This is a genomic window from Pedococcus sp., assembly GCF_036000045.1.
Lineage (GTDB): Bacteria > Actinomycetota > Actinomycetes > Actinomycetales > Dermatophilaceae > Pedococcus.
In genome coordinates, this window is the sequence record NZ_DASYGF010000024.1 from 42239 (window position 1) to 60917 (window position 18679).

The window sequence follows — 18679 nt, forward strand, 5'->3', positions numbered from 1 at the left end:
CCCGATGTCCCTCGCCCAGGTCGCGGCCGCGGTCGGAGGCCGGCTCCATGGCATCGACGCCGCCGAGGCGTCCCTGCTGGTCGTCGATGGACCGGTCGTCACCGACTCGCGCGAGGCGGGCCCCGGCGGCCTGTACATCGCCCGCGTCGGCGAGCTCCACGACGGCCACGACTTCGTGCCGGGCGCTGTGGAGCAGGGAGCGGTCGCGGCGATGACCACCCGCGCCGTCGACGGAGTGCCCTGTGTGGTGGTGGACGATATCCAGGACGGCCTGGCTGACCTGGCCCGCGCGGTGGTGCGCGCTCACCCCGACCTCGTCGTCATCGGCATCACCGGCTCGTCCGGCAAGACTTCCACCAAGGACCTGCTGGCCTCGGTGCTCTCCGCCGCGGCGCCGACCGTGGCCCCGGCCGGTTCGCTGAACTCCGAGGTCGGGGTACCCCTCACCGTCTTTCGCGTGGAACCGGCGACCCGCTTCCTCGTCGCCGAGATGGGCGCCCGGGGGATCGGCCACATCGCCTACCTCGCGGCCATCGCGGAACCCACCATCGGCATCGAGCTCAACGTCGGCAGCGCACATGTGGGCGAGTTCGGGTCCCGGGAGGCCATCGGGCGTGCGAAGGCCGAGCTGGTGGCGGCCCTGCCCGAAACCGGGCTGGCGGTGCTCAACGCCGACGACCCCGTCGTCCGGGGCATGGCGGCGCAGACGGTGGCGCGGGTGCAGCTCGTCGGCACGGCCCCCGACTCCGACGTGCGGGCCGACGACATCGTCCTGGACGAGGCGGGACGTCCCCGCTTCACGGTGCACACGCCCCGGGGCAGCGCCCACGTGTCGCTGCCCCTGCATGGCGAGCACCACGTCGGCAACGCCCTGGCGGTGGTCGCGGCGGCGCTCGAGTGCGGGCTGAGCCTGCCCGACATCGTCGAGTCGCTTGCGGCGGCGACCCCGGCCTCGCGCTGGCGCATGGAGGTCGTCGAGCGCCCCGATGGGGTGACGGTCGTCAACGACGCCTACAACGCGAACCCCGACTCGGTCCGTGCGGCGCTCAAGGCCCTGGTCGCAATGGGACGTGGCCGACGCACGTGGGCGGTGCTCGGCTCGATGCTCGAGCTGGGCGACGACTCGACCGCCGAGCACGACGGCATCGGCCGGCTGGCGGTGCGCCTCAACATCTCCCGCCTCGTCGTGGTGGGCGAGATCGCGCGGCCGATGGCCACCGGCGCCCAGCACGAGGGCTCGTGGGGCGAGGAGGTCGTGTGGGTGCCCGACGCCGACTCGGCACGAGCACTGCTCGAGGAAGAACTTCGCGCCGGTGACGTCGTGTTGTTCAAGTCGAGCCGCGATGCGGGGCTACGGTGGCTCGGGGACCAGATAGCCGCCGACACCAAGGAGGGCACGACGTGAAGGCGGTGCTGATCGCGGCCGTCATCTCCCTGATGGGTGCGCTCCTGGGAACCCCCATGTTCATCAAGTACCTCGTGCGGCAGGGCTACGGCCAGTTCATCCGTGACGACGGTCCGACGTCGCACCACACCAAGCGCGGCACCCCGACCATGGGCGGCGCGGTCATCATCGGAGCGAGCCTCGCGGCATACGCGCTCGCCCACCTGGTCACGGCGACCAAGCCCACGTGGAGCGGTCTGCTCGTGCTGTTCCTCATGGCTGGGCTGGGGATCGTCGGGTTCCTCGACGACTACATCAAGATCTCCAAGCAACGCAGCCTGGGCCTGCGCTCGGGCGAGAAGCTCGCGGGTCAGACCCTCGTCGCCGTCGTCTTCGCCGTGCTCGCACTGCAGTTTCCGAGCGCCAAGCACCGCACCCCCGCGTCGACGCACATCTCGTTCGTCAGGGACACCCCGGTCAACCTGGCCTTCGCGGGCAGCCTCGTCGGGCTCATCCTGTTCGTCATCTGGGCCAACCTCATGATCGCGGGCACGTCCAACGGGGTGAACCTCACCGACGGGCTCGACGGGCTCGCGACGGGAGCCTCGGTGATGGTCTTCGCCGCCTACGTCCTCATCGGCATCTGGCAGGGCAACCAGAACTGCCAGACCACGCCGGGACTGAAGTGCTACGAGGTCCGTGACTCGCGCGACCTGGCGGTGGTCGCCGCAGCGGCGATGGGCGCCTGTTTCGGGTTCCTCTGGTGGAACGCCTCGCCCGCCAAGATCTTCATGGGCGACACCGGGTCCCTCGCCCTGGGCGGCGCCCTCGCGGGCCTGGCGATCACCACGCGTACCGAGCTGCTCGTGGTCATCCTGGGTGGCCTCTTCGTCACCATCACGCTCTCCGTCATCATCCAGGTCGGCTCGTTCAAGCTCACCGGTAGACGGGTGTTCCGGATGGCACCGCTGCAGCACCATTTCGAGCTGCTCGGGTGGAACGAGGTCACGATCGTCATCAGGTTCTGGATCATCGCCGGGCTCTTCGTGGCCCTGGGTCTGGGGCTGTTCTATGCCGAATGGGTCGTAGGAGGGTAGTGAGCAGCTCCGCAGGTGCACACAATGGTGGTGGTCGGCAGGTGGGTGGTCGCCTCGACGGGCTGACCAACGCATCGGCCGACTGGAGCGGGCTGCGCGTGGTGGTCGCCGGGCTGGGGGTGAGCGGCTTCGCCGCCGCCGACGCCCTGCACGAGCGGGGCGCTCGGGTCGTCGTGGTCGACGGCGCGGACCCGGCGAGCAACGTCCCGCTGGGCGAGCGCGCCCGCATCCTCGACATCCTGGGCGTGGACCTTCGTCTGGGTCCCGACCACGTGACCCGTATGCCGGAGGGTCTGGCCCCCGACCTCGTCGTCACCTCGCCGGGATGGCGTCCGGACCAGCCGCTGCTCGCGCAGGCGGCGCGGGCCGGCATACCGATCTGGGGTGAGGTCGAGCTGGCCTGGCGGATGCGGCAGGCGGTGGGCCCGGCTCCGTGGCTGACCATCACCGGCACCAACGGCAAGACGACGACCGTCACCATGCTGGCCTCGATGCTCCGCGCGGCGGGGCTGCGCGCGACAGCGGCCGGCAACGTCGGGACGCCGATCCTGGAGGCCGTGCTGCATCCCGAGCCCTACGACGTCATCGCCGTGGAGCTGTCCAGCTTCCAGCTGCACTGGTCGCAGTCCGTGGCCCCGTACGCATCGGCGTGCCTGAACCTCGCTCCCGACCACGTCGACTGGCACGGCTCGTACGAGGAGTACGTCCGGGCCAAGGGCAAGGTCTATGCCCACACCCAGGTGGCCTGCGTCTACAACGTCCAGGACCCGGCGACCGAGCAGCTCGTGATGGACGCCGAGGTGGAGGAGGGCTGCCGCGCGATCGGGTTCACCCTCGGCACCCCGGGCCTGTCGATGGTCGGCGTCGTCGACGACATCCTGGCGGACCGCGCGTTCGTCGAGCAGCGCAAGACCTCGGCCGCAGAGCTCGCCACCCTGGCCGACGTCAAGGGCGCCCTGGCCACCCTGCCTCCGCACTACCTCGCCAACGCGCTGGCGGCCGCGGCTCTGGCGCGCTCCTACGGCGTGCCACCACAGGCCGTCCGAGACGGGCTGAAGGGGTACTCGCCCGGACCGCACCGCATCGCCGACGTGGGGTCGGTCGACGGGGTTCGGTTCGTCGACGACTCCAAGGCCACCAACCCCCATGCCGCCGCGGCGTCGCTGGCCTCCTTCGAACACGTGGTCTGGGTGGCCGGCGGCCTGCTCAAGGGGGCCGAGGTGGACGACCTCGTCCGCGACGCGGCAGAGCGGTTGCGGGGTGTCGTCCTCCTCGGAGCGGACCGCGCGCGGATCGCCGAGGCGCTCGCCCGACACGCGCCGGATGTACCCGTCGTGGACGTCGAGAGCACGGACACTGGTGCCATGGACCAAGTCGTCGCGCACGCGGCAGCTCTAGCGCAGCCCGGTGACGTCGTGCTTCTGGCGCCGGCAGCCGCCTCCATGGACATGTTCCCCAACTACGGTGCCCGGGGCGACGCCTTCGCCGCTGCGGTCGCACGCCGCGCCGGGTCCCCGGGGGAGTAGCAGTGAGCAGTACCACCACCGCGTCACACAAGGCGCGGACCTCTTCGCGTGCGGGCGCCGACGGCGCGGACGACGGGACCTTCGGCGGCTGGCTGCGGCGGCTGGAGTCTCCGGTCACCAGCTACTACGTCCTTCTCTCGGCGACCGTGGTGCTCGTGACCATGGGCCTGATCATGGTCACGTCGGCGTCCTCGGTGCTCTCGCTGGTCCAGAGCAACAACCGGACGCCCTACCTCTACTCCCAGAAGCAGCTGGGGTTCGCCGTCCTCGGCGCCATCGCCATGGCGTTCGCCGCCCATGTCCCGGTGCGCCGCTGGAAGGCCCTGTCCCTCTTCGTCCTGGTAGGCGCGACGTTCCTGGAGCTGCTGGTGTTCACCCCGCTGGGCGTGCGGGTCAACGGCAACCGGAACTGGCTGGCCTTCGGGCCGGTGACCCTCCAGCCGTCGGAGTTCATCAAGCTCGGGCTCGTCCTGGTCGGGGCGACGGTGCTGTCGGCCAGGCGCCGTCAGCTGACGCGCCTGCGCAATGTCATCGTGCCGTTCCTGTTCCCCGTCACTGCGGTCCCGGCGGCCCTGGTCCTGGGCGGCGGCGACCTCGGCACCACGCTGATCATCGGCGCGGTCGTGGCCGGCCTGCTGTTCGCAGCGGGCGTGCCGGTGAAGTGGTTCGCCTGGGCCGGCGCCATCTTCACGGTGCTGGCGATCACCATGGTCGCCACCAGCCACAACCGGTTGGGGCGGTTCGACGTCTGGCTCGGCAAGGACACCAACCCCTACGGCGCCGCCCGGCAGCCGATCCACGGTCGCTACGCCCTCGCAGACGGCGGGTGGTGGGGCGTCGGGCTCGGCGCCAGCCGCGAGAAGTGGTCCTGGCTCCCGGAGGCCCACAACGACTTCATCTTCGCCATCGTCGGCGAGGAGCTGGGGCTGCCCGGCACGCTCGTGCTGCTCGGCCTTTTCTGCGTGCTGGCGCTGGTCTGCTACCGCATCGTGTCGCGCACGGACGATCAGTTCGTCCGGATCGCCACCGCAGGAGTCATGGCGTGGATCGTGTTCCAGGCGTTCGTCAACATCGGTCAGGTCATCGGCCTGCTGCCGGTCATCGGCGTGCCCCTGCCGCTGGTCTCCTACGGCGGGTCCTCGCTGACGACGACGATGCTGGCCCTGGGCATGTTGCTGTCATTCGCCCGGGCCGAGCCGGGGTGCGCCGAAGTGCTCTCGGCCAAGCCCTCGGTGGTGCGCCGCTCGCTGGCCGTGCTGGCCTCGCGCCGGAAGCAGCGATGATGCCGGCCTCGGGACGCCAGGCTGCTCCGACGTCGGTGCTCCTGGCCGGTGGCGGCACGGCCGGGCACGTCTCACCGCTCCTCGCCCTGGCCGACTGCCTGCGCCGTCGCGACCCCGCCATCGCCATCGCGGCTCTGGGCACCGAGGCCGGCCTCGAGAGCAGGCTCGTCCCCGAGCGCGGCTACGAGCTGCTGACCATCCCCAAGGTGCCGCTGCCGCGCAAGCCGACTGCGGACCTGCTGCGGCTGCCGGGGAGTCTGCGGGCCGCCGTCGCGGCGGCCGAGCGAGCCATCGAGTCGACCGGCGCGCAGGTCGTCGTCGGGTTCGGCGGTTATGTGTCGACGCCCGCCTACCTCGCCGCTCGGCGCCGGCAGGTGCCCATGGTCGTCCACGAGCAGAACGCTCGGCCCGGCGTGGCCAACCGGCTCGGGGCCCGGCTCACCCACCACGTCGCCACGACCTTTCCCAGCACGCGGCTGCGGGGCGCCCGGACCATCGGCATGCCCTTGCGTCCCGAGATCGCCCGGCTCGACCGCGGCGCCGCTCGCGGGGAGGCGCTGGCTCACTTCGGTCTCGAGGACCGCCGGCCCACCCTGCTGGTCACCGGTGGCTCGCTCGGGGCCCAGCGGCTCAACGCGGCCTTCGAGGCGCGCGCCCACGGCCTGCGGGCTGCGGGCGTCCAGGTGCTCCATCTCACGGGCGCAGGCAAGACCTTCGACATCGACGACGGGGGCGTGGGCGCGCCCTACGTCGTGGCGGCATACACCGACCGGATGGACCTCGCCTACGCGGTCGCCGACCTCGTCGTGTGCCGTGCCGGGGCCAACACGGTCTGCGAGCTGACCGCGGTCGGACTGCCGGCCGTCTACGTTCCCCTGCCGATCGGCAACGGCGAGCAGCGGCTCAACGCCGCCGACGTCGTGGCGGCGGGCGGAGGCCTGCTCGTCGAGGACCGCGCACTCACCCCCGAGTGGGTCGACGACACCCTCGTCCCGTTGCTGGCCGACACGCCCCGCCTCCAGGCCATGGCCACAGCCGCGTCGGGCGTGGGGGAGCGGGGCGCCGACGAGGCGCTGGCCGACCTGGTGACGGCTGCGTTCCACGAGTCGCCGCGATGAACGGCCAGAACCCGCGGTTCGACTTCGCCGCGCCGGTCCCTCCGCTGGAGGAGCTGGGCGCGGTGCACTTCATCGCGATCGGTGGCTCGGGCATGTCGGGCGTGGCGCGGGTGATGCTCGCGCGCGGCTGCTCGGTGAGCGGCTCCGATGCCAAGCAGTCGCCGCTGCTCGCCGCGCTCGAGGCCGAGGGGGCGGAGGTCCATGTCGGGCACGACCCGGCATACCTCGAGGGCAGGGACACGGTGGTGATCTCCAGCGCCATCCGCGAGGAGAACGTCGAGCTCGCGGCAGCTCGGCAGCGCGGCCTGCGGGTGCTGCACCGCGCCCAGGCGCTGGCCAGCACCATGGCCGGCTCGCGACGGGTCGCGGTCGCAGGCGCCAACGGCAAGACCACGACGACCTCGATGCTGACGGTCGCCCTGCAGCACTGCGGCACGGACCCGTCGTTCGCCGCCGGGGGCGAGCTGGCCAAGCACGGCACCAACGCGCACTGGGGGACCGGTGACATCTTCGTCGCCGAGGCGGACGAGAGTGACGGGTCGTTCCTCGTCTACCGCCCGCAGGTCGCCGTGGTGACCAACGTGCAGCCCGACCATCTCGACTTCTACGGCACCTTCCCTCGCGTCGAGCAGGCGTATGCCGCGTTCGCCGGCTCGGTGCTCCCGGGCGGCCTGCTGGTGGCCTGTGCCGACGACGAGGGCTCGCGCCGCCTGGCCCAGGTCGCCCGGGCGAACGGCACGCGGGTGCTGACCTACGGGTGGGCCCAGGACGCGGATGTCGTCCTCAGCGGGGTGACGTTCCGCGGCCTGACGGGCCACACGACGGTCACCGGGCCCGACGGCGAGCCCAGGGCTCTGCGGGTCAACATCCCGGGGCGCCACAACCTGCTCAACGCAGCCGCGGCCTACACGACCGCGGTCGAGGGGCTGGGGCAGGATCCGGCCAGGGTGCTCGACGGCCTGTTCGGGTTCACCGGCACCCGTCGGCGCTTCGAGCCCAAGGGGTCGGCCGCAGGGGTCTCGGTCGTCGACGACTACGCCCACAACCCCGGCAAGGTCGCCGCAGTGGTGTCGACCGGCGCCGAGCTGGTGCGGTCGGCGGAGCCCTCGGGGCGTCTGGTCGTGGTGTTCCAGCCGCACCTCTACTCGCGGACCCGTGACTTCGCCCGCGAGTTCGCCGCCGCGTTGTCGCCGGCCGACGCCGTGGTGCTGATGGAGATCTATGGTGCGCGCGAGGACCCGATGCCGGGCATCTCCTCACAGCTCATCGCGGACGCCCTGCACGAGCAGCGCCCCGAGGCCGACGTCGAGGTGGTCTCGTCGTGGTCCGCGGTGGCCGAGGTCGTCGCAGGGCGCACCCGGTCCGGCGACCTGGTGCTCACCGTCGGGGCGGGCGACGTGACGATGATGGGTCCGGAGATCCTCCGCGTGCTCGGTGGCGCATGAGCCGCTCGCAGCGCACCGGTCTGGAGTCGTCGCGGACCCGTTTCCACCTGCGCGCCCAGGAGGTGCGCCGGCGCCCCTGGCGCCTGACCGCGTATGCCGCCGGTGTGGTCGCCGTCCTGGCTCTGCTTGTGTGGGTCGTGGGGTTCAGCCCCCTGCTCGCGGTGCGCAGTGTCGAGGTGGTCGGCGTGCCCCAGTCCGAGGTCGCTGCCATCCGTGCCCTGGCCCAGGTGCCTGTAGGGGAGCCGCTGGCGAGGGTCGACAGCGGCGCGGTGTCCACTCGGGTGGCTCAGCTGGCGACGCTGGCCGACGTGTCCATCGAGCGCGCCTGGCCGAGCACCCTGGTCATCCACGCGAGCCCGCGCGTGCCGTTCCTCGTGGTCAAGAACCCTCAAGGTGAACTAGAGGTTGTAGATCTGAACGGTCTGGCCTATGCCAAGGTCAGCGCCCCGCCGCGCGGCGTGCCCGTGGTCTACGCGGCGAGCCAGGCGGCGCTGTCCCGGGACGCGCTGGCCGCGGCCGTCAGCGTTCTGCGGGTGCTGCCCGAGCGCCTCCACCGAACCGTCTCCCGGGTGGTCGTGAGCAGCGCAGACCTGGTCACCCTCACCATCGGCCAGACCCAGGTCGTGTGGGGCGGTATCGACGCGCCTGAGCGCAAGCTGACCATCATGGAGGCGCTGCTCAAGGGCGCTCCGCACGTCATCGACGTCAGCGCCCCGGACACCCCGGTGACCCGCTGAGGGACGGCCCCCAGCCACCCTCGACGGAGGTGGGGGAGGTGGGGCTGAAGTGACTGATGTGACTGCTGAGATAGTGGTGGCAGGCCCCGGTCGAGGAAACCGCTCGATCAGGCCAATCCGTGCTGCGACACGCGGTCGAATCGTTTGCCTGCACCCCTGACTCGGCATAGCGTCGGCGGCACTGGAGATTGACATAACTCTAAGCCTCAACTTCACGTTGAGGCATCGCATCGCTCGAGCAGCACATCAGGAGAGGCCCACGCCGTGGCAGCACCACAGAACTACTTGGCCGTCATCAAGGTCGTCGGCATCGGCGGTGGTGGGGTGAACGCCATCAACCGCATGATCGAGGTCGGCCTCAAGGGCGTCGAGTTCATCGCCATCAACACCGACGCCCAGGCGCTGCTCATGAGCGATGCAGACGTGAAGCTCGACGTGGGTCGCGAGCTGACCCGTGGCCTCGGCGCCGGCGCTGACCCCGAGGTGGGCAAGAAGGCCGCAGAGGACCACGCCGAGGAGATCGAGGAGGTGCTCAAGGGCGCCGACATGGTCTTCGTCACGGCGGGCGAGGGCGGCGGCACGGGCACCGGCGGTGCGCCGGTCGTCGCCAAGATCGCCAGGGGTCTGGGCGCGCTGACGATCGGTGTCGTCACCCGGCCGTTCACTTTTGAGGGCCGCCGGCGCGCCAACCAGGCCGAGTCCGGCATCGCCAACCTCCGCGAGGAGGTCGACACCCTGATCGTCATCCCCAACGACCGGCTGCTGTCGATCAGCGACCGGGCAGTGAGCATGCTCGACGCCTTCCGGTCCGCCGACCAGGTCCTGCTGTCCGGTGTCCAGGGCATCACCGACCTCATCACCACCCCCGGCCTGATCAACCTCGACTTCGCCGACGTCAAGTCCGTCATGCAGGGGGCGGGCTCGGCCCTGATGGGCATCGGCTCCTCGCGCGGCGACGACAGGGCCGTCCAGGCCGCCGAGCTGGCGATCTCCAGCCCGCTGCTCGAGGCGAGCATCGACGGCGCCCACGGCGTGCTGCTGTCGATCCAGGGTGGCAGCGACCTCGGGCTCTTCGAGATCAACGAGGCGGCCCGGCTGGTCCAGGAGGCCGCTCATCCCGAGGCCAACATCATCTTCGGCGCGGTCATCGACGACGCGCTCGGCGACGAGGTCCGGGTGACGGTCATCGCTGCCGGCTTCGACGGGGGCGCCCCACTCAAGCGCGACAACGACCGTGCCATCGGCCAGATCCAGGGCGCCCAACGTCCCAACCAGCCGGCGCAGCAGCAGTCACAGCAGTCCTTCCAGCAGGCCCCTGTCAGCGCTCCGCGCCCCGCAACGCCCGCGCCCGCCCCCCAGGCGGCCCCGGCCCCGCAGTCCGGGGACCCGCAGCGTGGCGATGCTGCGGCGGCTCCGGCCGGCACGCCGGCGTCGGCCGAGCCGGCGCGGGAGAGCGCTGGGCGTCCTCCGCGCACGGTCACCTTCGACGAGAGCGACGACCTGGACGTCCCCGACTTCCTGAAGTAGCGCGTGTTCTCCTGGCGCGCGCAGACCGGTCGGGTGACCTGGGCCTTCACCGACCGCCACGGAGGTGTGAGCTCCGCACCGTTCCACTCGCTCAACCTCGGCGGCCACGTCGGTGACGACGCCGCCGATGTCGAGTCCAACCGGGCTGCCGTGGCGACCTCGCTCGGGCTGCCTCGCGACCGGCTGCTGTTCATGCGGCAGTGCCATGGTCGCGAGGTCGCCGTCGTGGACGGGCCATGGAACGGTCATGAGGCGCCGGCCGTCGACGGCCTCGTGACGGCGACGTCCGGGGTGGCGTTGGCGGCCCTGGTGGCCGACTGCACTCCCGTCCTGCTGGCCGATGGCGAGGCAGGTGTGGTGGCAGCGGTGCACGCCGGTCGCCCCGGCCTGCTCGCCGGCGTCGTCCCCGCGGCCATCCAGCGGATGCGCGATCTCGGGGCCCGGGAGATCAAGGCGGTGGTCGGCCCGTCCGTCTGCGGACGCTGCTACGAGGTGCCCGAGGAGCTGCGCGATGCGGCCGCTGAGATCGCTCCCGCGTCGGTCGCCGTCTCCTGGTCGGGCACCCCGGCTATCGACGTCGCGGCGGGCGTGGTGAGCCAGCTCCGAGCGAATGACGTTGCGGTGCAATGGGTTCCAGGCTGCGCACGTGAGGACTCGAGCCTCTTCTCGTATCGTCGAGACGGGCTGACCGGCCGTTTCGCCGGCATCGTGGTCCTGGCTCCGTGAGCGCACTCGACGCCCACGCCGGTCGACGGGCCGAGCTCGAGCAGCGACTGGGCGCCGTCCGGGCAAGGATCGTGCGCGCCTGTGACGCCGCCGGGCGAGACCCCGGCGAGCTCACCCTGATTGCCGTCACCAAGTTCTTCCCAGCCAGCGACGTCGACCTCCTGGCAGAGCTGGGTGTCAGGGCGATCGGTGAGAACCGCGACCAGGAGGCGGGCCCGAAGGTGGGTGCGCTGACGCATCGGGCCGACCTCACCGTCCATTTCATCGGCCAGCTCCAGACCAACAAGGCCCACTCCGTGGTCAGGTATGCCGACGTGATCCAGTCGGTCGACCGCCCCAAGCTCGTGGCTGCCCTCGACCGGGCTGCGGCCGACCAGGGGGTGCGGTGCTCGGTGCTGGTCCAGGTCTCGCTCGACACCGACGGTGCGGGGAGGGGAGGGGTCCATCCCCGCGGAGCCGGCGAGCTGGCCGACGCGGTCGCTGGCGCCGAGCACCTCGAGCTGCGCGGTGTCATGGGAGTCGCGCCGCTGGGCGCGGACGCAGGCGAGGCCTTCGGCCGCCTGCAGAAGATCGCAGGCGGCATACGCGCTGCGCACCCCGAGGCAGGCTGGATCTCCGCGGGGATGAGCGGGGACCTCGAGGCGGCGGTGGCGCATGGGGCGACACACCTGCGTGTCGGAAGCGCAATCCTCGGTTCTCGCGAGCCACACCGGTAACTTCAGTCGCGAAGACGACGACCACGCACGGAACCAAGGGAGCTCACGATGGCTGGGGCGCTACGCAAGACGATGGTGTACCTCGGGCTCGCCGAGGAGGACGAGCGCTACGACTCCTACGACGGCTACGACTACGACGAGCCGGGCCGTCACGACGTCCCCGAGGAGCGTTCCGCCGCCGTCACCCCGCTCCCGCAGCGCACCCCGGTGGCCCGAGTCGTCCGCGACGTGGAGGTCGGCGCGTTGAACCGCATCACCACGATCCACCCGCGCACCTACAACGAAGCCAAGAACATCGGCGAGAGCTTCCGCGAGGGCACGCCCGTCATCATGAACCTGTCCGACATGGACGACTCCGACGCCAAGCGCCTGGTCGACTTCGCCGCGGGTCTCGTGTTCGGGCTGCACGGCTCCATCGAGCGGGTGACCTCCAAGGTCTTCCTCCTCTCGCCGGCCCACGTGGAGGTCGCGGCGGAGGACTCGGCCGCGGTCCCCAGCGCCCGCGGCCTGTTCAACCAGAGCTGACCCTGCGCACCTGCGCCCAGCCACTCGTGGCAGGGTGACCCCATGCTCGTTCCCGGCCCCATCGGCAGTGTGCTGCGCTTCGCGTTGTTCCTGTTCTTCGTGGTGTTGCTCGGACGTCTGGTCCTCGACTGGGTCCAGGCGTTCGCCCGGGACTGGCGTCCGCGCGGCGTCCTGCTGGTGGTCGCCGAGGTGATCTACACGGTCACCGACCCGCCCCTGAAGGCCCTGCGCCGGCTCATCCCGCCGTTGAGCATCGGCAACCTGCGGCTCGACCTCGGGTTCCTGGTGCTGATGCTGGCGACGACGTTCCTGATGCAGGTCATATAGGCCCGCGGCCTGCGCTGTATCCCCTAGGCTGGCGCGCGACCCTGTGTCCGCGCCGGACCCGTGTCTGCGATGCTTGACCACGCACTGCTCATGCCTGCCAACCGAGGTGACTACATGACGCTCACGCCAGAGGACGTCCTCAACAAGAACTTCACGCCGACCCAGTTCCGTCGTGGCTACGACGAGCGCGAGGTCGACGACTTCCTCGACGAGGTGGTCGCCGAGATGCGCCGCATCGTCAAGGAGGCTGACGACCTGCGCGAGCAGCTCAACGAGTGCCGGTCCAGCAAGGGCATGGCGCCCGTGGCGAAGACCGACCCGGCAGCAGCGGCCCGCAAGGCGTCCGACGCCAAGGCCGCCGAGGAGGCCGAGTCCAAGGCGCAGGCCGAGCTCGCCGACCGCGTTGCCGCGGCGCAGGCCAAGGCTGCTGAGGCCGAGAAGGCCGCCCAGGAGCGCATTGCGGCTGCCGAGGCCAAGGCGGCCGAGGCCGAGAAGGTCGCGCAGGCTCGTGCCGAGGAGGCCGAGAAGGCCGCCCAGCAGCGGATCTCCGGTGCCCAGAAGGGCGCAGACGGCCACGTGTCCGACGTCGCCAAGGCTGCGGAGGCCCGGGCCGCGGAGGCTGAGAAGCGCGCGCAGGAGGCCGAGCAGCAGCTCCAGGTGGCTCAGCGTGAGCTCGAGGCTGCCCGTGCGCAGGCGCAGAGCGCTCCCATCGGCGGTGGCATGAGCGCCGCCGAGGTCGGCGCGGCCGCGGCCGGCGGTGGCGCCAGCGCTGCTGCCCTGCTGGAGATGGCTCAGCGACTGCACGATGAGCACGTCGGCCAGGGCGAGTCGACGCGCGACCGCCTGGTCGCCGAGGCCCAGGCCAAGCATGACCAGCTGGTCGGCGAGGCGCAGTCCCGCCACGACGAGCTGCTCTCCACTGGCCAGGCCCGCCACGACGAGCTGCTCTCGACGGGTCAGGCCCGTCACGACCAGCTGGTGCACGAGGCCACCGCCAAGCACGAGCAGCTCATCACCGAGGCTCGGGAGCGGTCCACCGGCATGGTGCACGAGGCCCAGCAGAAGAAGGCGCAGATCCTCGAGGAGCTGGGCCGCGAGCGCAGCCTCCTGGAGAAGAAGATCGACGAGCTGCGGACCTTCGAGCGCGACTACCGCGCCCGCCTCAAGAGCTACATCGAGGAGCAGCTCGCCGACCTCGACCAGACCGGCGTGGAGCCGACCGACTCTGCCGAGTCCGAGGGCGACGGTGAGGGCTCCGAGGGCGCCGAGCCGCAGGGACAGGCTGAGGGTCAGGGCGAGCGGAGCGACGCCTCGCAGTAGCCCGGACGACCTCACGGGGTCCTGCAGACAGTGCCTGACAGGGCGCCCATCGCCTCGCGCGGTGGGCGCCCTGTCGTATGCCGGACGCCTCTTCACGTGGGCGGGATCGTCCTGGTGATGGCACAGATGATCTTGCCCAGGAGCCAACGGGTGTTTTGGCGTTGAGTCCAGACGCCGCAGCGCTTATCCTCGCGGCACCTGATGGCGCTCTGCCGGAGCGCCCCGCGAAACGAGGGACCTGGCAGACCATGGCACAGAAGTCGAGAGCCTCGGCGACGTCGAAGTCGAGCGCGTCCACCACGAGTGCCAAGGCCGTGGCCGCCACGGCGACGGTGTCCGGCAAGGGCGCAACCACGAAGGCCACGTCCACGACGAAGAAGGCGGCGCCCGCGAAGGAGGCCGCTGCCGCGAAGAAGGCGGCTGCCACGACGACGACGACGGCGAAGGCGGCTGCGGCCAAGAAGGCTGCCACCACGGCGACGAAGAAGGCGGCTCCCGCGAAGAAGACGGCAGCCACGACGACCGGGAAGGCGGCTCCGGCCAAGGAGGCCGCTCCCGCAAAGAAGGCCGCTGCCGCGACGACGAAGAAGGCGGCTCCGACCAAGAAGACGGCGCCTGCCACGAAGGCGGCTCCCACCAGGAAGGCCGCTCCGGCAAAGAAGGCCGCAGCCCCGCGCAAGGCGTCGGCGCGGTCGTTGGCCGTCCGCGCCGACGAGTCGCCATGGACGGCCAAGGAGCTGCGCGACATACGGTCCGAGATCGAGGCGGACATCGCCCACCTGCGCCAGGAGATCACGGCCGCCGAGGCCGACCTCGTCGGCCTCATGCGTGACGCCGGCGACGGAGCCGGTGACGACCAGGCCGATGCGGGCGCCAAGACGTTCGAGCGCGAGCAGGAGATCTCACTCGCCAACAACGCCCGCGAGATGCTCGAGCAGAACCTCCACGCGCTGGAGCGGATCGAGGACGGCACCTATGGCATCTGCGAGTCCTGTGGCAACCCGATCGGCAAACTTCGCCTCCAGGCCGCTCCTCGTGCGACCCTATGCGTGACATGCAAGACGAAGCAGGAGCGCCGCTGATCGCGGCCCACGACACCCCCACCCCACCTCACACGACTCCGGAGCCCTCCACTGGCACCCCCGCCACGGGCGGCACCGACCCCGTGGCGTCCCGGCGTCGCCGGATGCTGTTCCTTCTCATGGGCGCCACCGCCGTGGTCGCGTATGCCGCGGACCAGGTCACCAAGATCTGGGCCCAGAACACGCTGACGACCGGCGAGCCGGTGAATGTCGTCGGCGACCACATCCGGCTCAACCTCATCCGCAACGCCGGTGCCGCGTTCTCCATCGGCAACGGCGCCACCTGGGTGATGACCCTGGTCGCCTGCGGTGTGCTGGTGTTCATCCTGCGCACCGCTCGCCGGATCGGAAGCTCGGCCTGGGCGGTCGCGTTGGGGCTCCTGCTGGGTGGCTCGCTGGGCAACCTGACCGACCGGATGGTGCGCAGCCCGGGCCCTGGGCGCGGTCAGGTCGTCGACTTCATCGACTACTTCGGGTTCTTCATCGGCAACGTCGCGGACATCGCCATCGTGGGCGCCGCGGCGTTCATCGCGCTCCTCGCGATGCGGGGCGTCGGCGTGGACGGCGCCCGGCCCCACCAGGGGCGTCACGAGGCGGCCGCACCCGACCCCCAGGGCGGTGGGACTGCCCATGTCTGACCCACGCACGCTCTTCGTCCCCGACGGACTCGAAGGCGAGCGGCTCGACGCCGCACTCGCCCGCCTGTTCGGGGTGTCGCGCACGAAGGCGGCTGACCTGGCCAGCGCCGGTGACGTGCAGGTCAACCACAAGCCCGCGGCCAAGTCCGACCGGGTCAGCGCTGGTGACCTGCTCGAGGTGCTGTTGCCCGCGGTCAACCAGAGCCCGACGCTGCAGGTGGTCGCCGAGCCCGTCCCCGGCATGACGATCATCCACGACGACAACGACATCGTCGTCGTCGACAAGCCGGTGGGGGTCGCCGCCCACCCCAGCGTCGGCTGGACCGGGCCCACCGTGGTGGGTGGGCTGGCCGCGGCGGGCTACCGGATCGCCACGAGTGGGGCCAGCGAGCGTCAGGGGATCGTCTCGCGCCTCGACGTCGGCACGTCCGGTCTGATGGTCGTCGCCAAGTCCGAGTACGCCTACAGCGTCCTGAAGCAGGCCTTCCGCTCTCGCGCGGTCGACAAGACCTACCACGCCCTCGTGCAGGGGCTGCCGGACCCGGTGGTGGGCACTATCGACGCCCCTATCGGTCGTCACCCCAGCTACGACTACAAGTTCGCCGTGATGGAGAAGGGCAAGCCGAGCGTCACGCACTACGAGGTCATCGAGGCGTTCCGCTCGGCGTCGCTGCTCGACATCCATCTCGAGACCGGTCGAACCCACCAGATCCGGGTCCACTTCAGCGCGCTGCACCACCCGTGCGCCGGCGACCTCACGTATGGCGCGGACCCGAAGCTTGCGGCCAGGCTGGGGCTGGAGCGGCAGTGGCTGCACGCGGTCGGCCTGGGCTTCGAGCACCCCGGCTCGGGCCGCTATGTCACCTTCGAGAGCCCCTACCCGGCCGACCTCGCCCGGGCGCTGGACCTGCTCTGAGCCGCGCACCGCGGCATACCACGCGCCTCATCCGTCACAGGCAGGCGCGTCCCTTAGGGGATGTCAGGACCCCGACCTAAGATCGCTTCTGATGTCCCCCCAGACCGCCTCCGGCACCTCCAGCACCCCGAGCAGAAGCACCGACTCGTTCGTCCACCTCCACGTGCACACCGAGTACTCCATGCTCGACGGCGCGGCGCGGATCGGGGACCTGTTCACCAGGGCTGCCGAGCTCGGCATGCCGGCCCTGGCGACGACCGACCACGGCTACGTCTTCGGGGCCTACGAGTTCTGGAAGAAGGCGCAGGGCACGGGCGTCAAGCCCATCATCGGCGTCGAGGCCTACGTCACTCCGGGCACCCATCGCACCGACAAGACCAGGGTGAAGTGGGGTGAGGACCACCAGAGCGGCGACGACGTCTCGGGATCGGGTGCTTACACGCACATGACGCTGCTGGCCAAGAACAACAACGGCCTGCACAACCTCTTCCGGCTCGACTCCCTGGCCAGCCTCGACCAGGTCTACGCCAAGTGGCCGCGCATGGACCGCGAGCTGCTCAGCCAGTACGGCCAGGGCCTGATCGCCACGACGGGCTGTCCCTCGGGTGAGGTGCAGACCCGGCTGCGGCTCGGCCAGTACAAGGAGGCGCTGCAGGCCGCCAGCGACTTCCGCGACATCTTCGGCGCCGAGAACTACTTCGCCGAGCTGATGGACCACGGCCTGTCCATCGAGCGCCGCGTCCAGAAGGACCTGCTGCGCCTGGCCCGCGACCTGGGCCTGCCGCTCGTGGCCACCAACGACCTGCACTACACCAGCCCCGAGGACGCCAAGGCCCACTCGGCGCTGCTGTGCGTGCAGTCCGGCTCGACGCTGATGGACCCCAACCGGTTCAAGTTCGACGCCGACGACTTCTACCTCAAGAGCCCGGCCGAGATGCGCCACACGTGGCGCGAGCTGCCCGAGGCCTGCGACAACACGCTGCTCATCGCCGAGATGTGCGACATCTCCTTCACCGAGGGGGAGGGGCGGTTCATGCCCCGCTTCCCGTGCCCGCCGGGGGAGAACGAAGAGTCCTGGTTCGTCAAGGAGGTCCAGCAGGGCCTCGTCGAGCGTTTCCCCGGTGGCGTGCCCGACTACGCGACGAAGCAGGCCGCCTTCGAGACCGAGGTCATCGTCTCCAAGGGCTACGCCGGCTACTTCCTCGTCGTCGCCGACTTCATCAACTGGGCCAAGGCCAACGGCATCCGCGTGGGACCGGGGCGTGGCTCGGGCGCGGGCTCGATGTGCGCGTACGCGATGAAGATCACCGACCTCGACCCGATCCCGCACGGCCTGATCTTCGAGCGGTTCCTCAACCCGGAGCGCATGTCCATGCCCGACTTCGACGTCGACTTCGACGAGCGCAGGCGCGGCGAGGTCATCAAGTACGTCACGGAGAAGTACGGCGCCGAGCGGGTGGCCCAGATCGTCACGTACGGCACCATCAAGGCCAAGCAAGCCGTCAAGGACTCCGCCCGCGTACTTGGCATGCCGTTCTCGGTCGGCGACCGCATCACGAAGGTGATGCCACCGCCGGTGATGGGCAAGGACGTCTCCCTGGTCAAGATGTTCGAGCCGACGGATCCCCGCTACAGCGAGGGCGCCGAGTTCCGGGCGCTGGTGGAGCAGGACGTCGATGTCCGCAAGGTCGTCGACATGGCGAAGGGCCTGGAAGGGCTGAAGCGGCAGTGGGGCGTGCATGCGGCGGGTGTCATCATGTCGTCCGAGCCGCTGCAGAACCTGATCCCGATCATGAAGCGGGAACTCGACGGCGCGATCATCACCCAGTTCGACTATCCGACCTGCGAGACCCTGGGTCTGATCAAGATGGACTTCCTCGGGCTTCGTAACCTGACGGTCCTGGACGACGCGCTGATCAACATCAGGGCCAACCGCGGCGGGACGGTCGTCCTCGAGGACCTGCCGCTGGACGATCCGCAGACCTTCGAGTTGCTGGCCAGGGGCGACACTCTCGGCGTGTTCCAGCTCGACGGCGGCCCGATGCGTGCACTGCTGCGATCGATGAAGCCCGACAACTTCGAGGACATCTCGGCCGTCGGAGCGCTCTACCGGCCCGGCCCGATGGGGGCCAACTCGCACAACGAGTACGCCGACCGCAAGAACGGCCGGAAGCCCGTCATCCCGATCCATCCGGAGCTTGCCGAACCGCTCGCCGAGATCCTGGGCGACACCTACGGGTTGATCGTGTACCAGGAACAGGTGATGGCCATCGCCCAACACGTGGCCGGTTACTCGCTCGGCGCGGCCGACC

Annotated in this window: 17 protein-coding genes; all 17 read left to right on the forward strand. The window is 70.6% G+C overall.

Annotated features, from left to right (window positions below):
- The first annotated feature begins 4 nt into the window (after nt 1-4).
- Nucleotides 5-1405, forward strand: coding sequence for a UDP-N-acetylmuramoyl-tripeptide--D-alanyl-D-alanine ligase (locus tag VGN50_RS04720; protein WP_327443537.1), 1401 nt, complete (start codon nt 5-7; stop codon nt 1403-1405).
- The gene (gene mraY / locus VGN50_RS04725) at nt 1402-2481 is read left to right on the forward strand and encodes a phospho-N-acetylmuramoyl-pentapeptide-transferase (RefSeq protein WP_327443518.1); all 1080 of its coding nucleotides are present in this window, start codon (nt 1402-1404) and stop codon (nt 2479-2481) included. Before VGN50_RS04720 ends, mraY begins: the two co-directional genes overlap by 4 nt.
- A complete protein-coding gene (gene murD, locus VGN50_RS04730) occupies nt 2481-4007 on the forward strand; it encodes a UDP-N-acetylmuramoyl-L-alanine--D-glutamate ligase (RefSeq protein WP_414694558.1) in 1527 nt (508 codons plus the stop codon). The genes mraY and murD overlap by 1 nt, the downstream gene beginning before the upstream one ends.
- Nucleotides 4008-4009: 2 nt before the next feature.
- Nucleotides 4010-5290, forward strand: coding sequence for a putative lipid II flippase FtsW (gene ftsW, locus VGN50_RS04735; RefSeq protein WP_327443520.1), 1281 nt, complete (start codon nt 4010-4012; stop codon nt 5288-5290).
- Entirely contained in the window at nt 5290-6408 is a 1119-nt protein-coding gene (murG, locus tag VGN50_RS04740; protein ID WP_327443521.1) for an undecaprenyldiphospho-muramoylpentapeptide beta-N-acetylglucosaminyltransferase, read from the forward strand. The genes ftsW and murG overlap by 1 nt, the downstream gene beginning before the upstream one ends.
- Complete coding sequence (murC, locus tag VGN50_RS04745) at nt 6405-7853, forward strand: UDP-N-acetylmuramate--L-alanine ligase (protein WP_327443522.1); 1449 nt, start codon at nt 6405-6407, stop codon at nt 7851-7853. The genes murG and murC overlap by 4 nt, the downstream gene beginning before the upstream one ends.
- Entirely contained in the window at nt 7850-8590 is a 741-nt protein-coding gene (locus tag VGN50_RS04750) for a cell division protein FtsQ/DivIB (protein ID WP_327443523.1), read from the forward strand. Before murC ends, VGN50_RS04750 begins: the two co-directional genes overlap by 4 nt.
- 264 nt (nt 8591-8854) lie before the next feature.
- Nucleotides 8855-10117, forward strand: a complete 1263-nt coding sequence (ftsZ, locus tag VGN50_RS04755; RefSeq protein WP_327443524.1) for a cell division protein FtsZ — start codon at nt 8855-8857, stop codon at nt 10115-10117.
- Nucleotides 10118-10120: 3 nt separating this feature from the next.
- Nucleotides 10121-10843: a peptidoglycan editing factor PgeF gene (pgeF, locus tag VGN50_RS04760; RefSeq protein ID WP_327443525.1), complete on the forward strand. Its 723-nt coding sequence runs from the start codon at nt 10121-10123 to the stop codon at nt 10841-10843.
- Complete coding sequence (locus VGN50_RS04765; RefSeq protein ID WP_327443526.1) at nt 10840-11559, forward strand: YggS family pyridoxal phosphate-dependent enzyme; 720 nt, start codon at nt 10840-10842, stop codon at nt 11557-11559. The genes pgeF and VGN50_RS04765 overlap by 4 nt, the downstream gene beginning before the upstream one ends.
- 48 nt (nt 11560-11607) lie before the next feature.
- Entirely contained in the window at nt 11608-12084 is a 477-nt protein-coding gene (locus tag VGN50_RS04770; protein ID WP_327443527.1) for a cell division protein SepF, read from the forward strand.
- A 42-nt stretch (nt 12085-12126) separates the two neighbouring features.
- The gene (locus VGN50_RS04775) at nt 12127-12411 is read left to right on the forward strand and encodes a YggT family protein (RefSeq protein ID WP_327443528.1); all 285 of its coding nucleotides are present in this window, start codon (nt 12127-12129) and stop codon (nt 12409-12411) included.
- Between the two features lie 114 nt (nt 12412-12525).
- Nucleotides 12526-13731: a DivIVA domain-containing protein gene (locus VGN50_RS04780; RefSeq protein WP_327443529.1), complete on the forward strand. Its 1206-nt coding sequence runs from the start codon at nt 12526-12528 to the stop codon at nt 13729-13731.
- A 248-nt stretch (nt 13732-13979) separates the two neighbouring features.
- Nucleotides 13980-14813 (forward strand): TraR/DksA family transcriptional regulator, encoded by an 834-nt coding sequence (locus VGN50_RS04785; protein WP_327443530.1) that lies wholly within the window; start codon nt 13980-13982, stop codon nt 14811-14813.
- Nucleotides 14786-15451 (forward strand): signal peptidase II, encoded by a 666-nt coding sequence (locus VGN50_RS04790; protein ID WP_327443531.1) that lies wholly within the window; start codon nt 14786-14788, stop codon nt 15449-15451. Before VGN50_RS04785 ends, VGN50_RS04790 begins: the two co-directional genes overlap by 28 nt.
- On the forward strand, nt 15444-16367 hold the full coding sequence (locus VGN50_RS04795) for an RluA family pseudouridine synthase (RefSeq protein ID WP_327443532.1): 924 nt from the start codon (nt 15444-15446) through the stop codon (nt 16365-16367). The genes VGN50_RS04790 and VGN50_RS04795 overlap by 8 nt, the downstream gene beginning before the upstream one ends.
- Nucleotides 16368-16458: 91 nt before the next feature.
- Nucleotides 16459-18679 (forward strand): DNA polymerase III subunit alpha (gene dnaE / locus VGN50_RS04800; protein ID WP_327443533.1); only part of this gene is annotated, 2221 nt, incomplete at its 3' end.